Here is a 2,755-nt window from a genome sequence, read left to right as displayed (position 1 = left end):
CGTCGGCATCGGCGGAGAACGCCTTGCAACGCCCGTCGGGCGCCATCGCGCGCTGCCGGGAGAATTCGATGAAGGTGTCCAGGGTGGACATCACGACGACGCCGCCCGCCAGCGCCATCGAACACTCCCCCTGCCGCAGCGACTGCGCCGCCTGGTGCATGGCCACAAGAGAGGAGGAACACGCCGTGTCGATGGTGACTGCAGGACCTTCCAGGCCGAACGTGTAGGAGATCCGGCCGGAGGCGACGCTGCTCGCACTACCGGTGGCCAGGTATCCCTCGAACTCCTCGGGGGCCCGCTGGAAGCGGGAACCGTAGTCGTTGTAACTGGCGCCGAGGAACACGCCGGCCGGGGTCCCCTTGACGGTTTCCGGGTCTATTCCGGCACGCTCGAAGGCCTCCCAGGCCGTCTCCAGCAGCAGCCGCTGCTGAGGGTCGATGGCCAGGGCCTCACGCGGGGAGATGCCGAAGAACGCCGGGTCGAAGTGGTCCGCGTCGTAGAGGAAGCCACCGCCCCTCGCGTAGAAAGTGCCGGGCTTGTCCGCGTCGGGGTCATAGCAGCCCTCGATGTCCCAGCCCCGGTTGTCCGGGAAGTCCGAGATCACGTCCCGGCCCTCCTCCAGGAGCCGCCACAGCTCCTCGGGCGTGCGCACCCCTCCGGGGAAGCGGCAGGACATGGCCACGATGGCGACCGGATCCTCGCCGGCGCCCGCGGCCACCGGGACCGCCACCGCTGCGCCTGCGGCCTCCGGGTTCTCACCGACGAGTTCGGTCAGCAGGAACCGGGACAGCGCGGTCACCGTGGGGTAGTCGAAGACGAGGGTGACGGGCAGCCGGGTACCCGTGGCCGATCCCAGACGGTTGCGCAGATCCACCGCGGTGAGAGAGTCGAAGCCCAGCTCACGGAACGCGCGTCCGGGTTCCACGCTCTCGGGACCGGGGTAGCCGAGCGCCGCCGCCACCTCGGTGCTGACCACCGCGGTGAGGGCTGCCTCCGCCTCGTCCCGGGGCAGCGCCGCGAGGCGCTGCGCGAGGGGGCCGGTTCCCTCCGGGCCGGACGCACCGGTGTGCGTGCCCGCTGCGGATGCCGTACGAACCTCGGGGATCTCGCTGATTACCGGCGCCGAGCGCAGGTTCGGCGAGGACTCGACAAGCCGTCCCCAGTCGATGTCCGCGACGGCGACGTACGCATCGTTCTCATCGAGGGCTCGCTGCAGAGCAGCAGTTGCCGCCTGCGGAGCCATCGCGGGCATTCCGTTGCCGCGCAGCCGCTCCTGAACGGCGTCGTCGACCAGACCGCCCCCGGACCAAGGGCCCCAGGCGACGGATGTGGCCGCCTGCCCTTCGGCACGACGCTGCTGGGCGAACGCGTCGAGAAAGGCGTTGGCCGCCGCGTAGCTGCCCTGCCCGGGACCGCCGACGGTTCCCGCGAAGGAGGAGAACAGCACGAACGCGTCGAGCCCGAGTCCGGCGGTGAGTTCGTGAAGGTTGAGGGTGGCGTCCACCTTGGGGCGGAGCACGGCGGCCGCGCGGTCCGGGGTGAGAGTGTCGAGCACCCCGTCGTCCAGGACTCCGGCAGTGTGTACGACGGCTCGGAGAGAGTCGCCCTGCGCCTCGATCCGCTCCAGGAGAGCGGCCAGCGCGTCGCGGTCGGCAGCGTCACATGCCTCCAGCGTGATTCTGACTCCCGAGTCCCGCAGCTCTGACGCGAGTTCCTGCGCACCGGGCGCCTCCGGGCCGCGGCGGCTGGTGAGAACGAGATGGTCGGCTCCGCCGTCCGCAAGCCAGCGCGCCACATGGGCCCCCAGACCACCGGTGCCCCCGGTGACCAGGACGGTGCCCTGCGGCGTCCACGGGTCCCGGTCGGCGCCGGGACGGGCGATGGCCCGGACCAGCCGGCGCCCGAGCACACCGGTGCCGCGGAGCGCGAGCTGGTTCTCTCCGTCGCCGGCCAGGCCCGAGAGGATGCCGCACAGGCGGTCGGTGGCACGCTGGTCGAGGGTGCCGGGCAGATCGACGAGCCCGCCCCAGCGCTGTGGATACTCCGCCTCGACGATCCGGCCGAGCCCCCAGCTCAGAGCCTGCAGCGGGTGTACGACGCCCTCGGTCGCGGTGACGGCTGCCGCTCCGCGGGTGGCGAACCACACCGGAATGTCGGCGCCGCAGTCGGCGAGCGCCTGCAGCAGGGCTGTGTTGAGTACCAGTCCGAGCGGTTGCGCGCTGTCCTGCGCGAACGGCCGCTCGTCGAGGGCGAGCAGCGACAGTACGCCGGTCGCCGGGGTTTCGGCGGTGGCCTCCAGGAGACGGCGAGTGAGCTGTTCCCGGGGCGCGTCGGCCGCGGTGAGGTCCAGTCGCACGGTCCGGGCTCCGTGGGCTTGCAGAGCCGCTGCGCACTGCTCCGCCTCGACAAGCCCCGCGGGGGCGGCGATCAGCCACGTGTGCCCGGACAGCGACGAGGTGTGGGGAGAAAGCAGAGTGTCGCCCACGGGCTTCCAGGTGACGTGGTAGCGCCAGGAGTCCTGAGTGGTCTCCTCCCGGCGCCGGCGGCGCCAGGCGGACAGGGCGGGCAGCACCGCACCGAGCGAGGACTGTGTGGTCCCGCCCGGCTCCAGTCCCAGGGTGGCGGCCAGGGCGTCCGGGTCCTCGCGTTCCACGGCGGCCCAGAACTCCGTGTCCTCCGGACCGGCTGCGGGCGGCGCCGGCTGGGCGTCACCCTCCAGCCAGTAGCGGTGGCGCTGGAAGGCGTAGGTCGGCAG

1 protein-coding gene is annotated in these 2,755 nt (G+C 72.1%); it reads right to left on the bottom strand.

Going from position 1 to position 2,755, the window contains the following annotated elements:
• Positions 1–2,755, bottom strand: a 2,755-nt coding sequence (locus ABD299_RS20450; RefSeq protein WP_344264682.1) for an SDR family NAD(P)-dependent oxidoreductase, incomplete at both ends; no start/stop codon positions are given.

It is taken from the genome of Streptomyces sodiiphilus (genome assembly GCF_039529215.1).
Lineage (GTDB): Bacteria > Actinomycetota > Actinomycetes > Streptomycetales > Streptomycetaceae > Streptomyces > Streptomyces sodiiphilus.
Note: the sequence above shows the minus strand (reverse complement) of the source record. Positions and strands in the feature narration are given on the sequence as shown.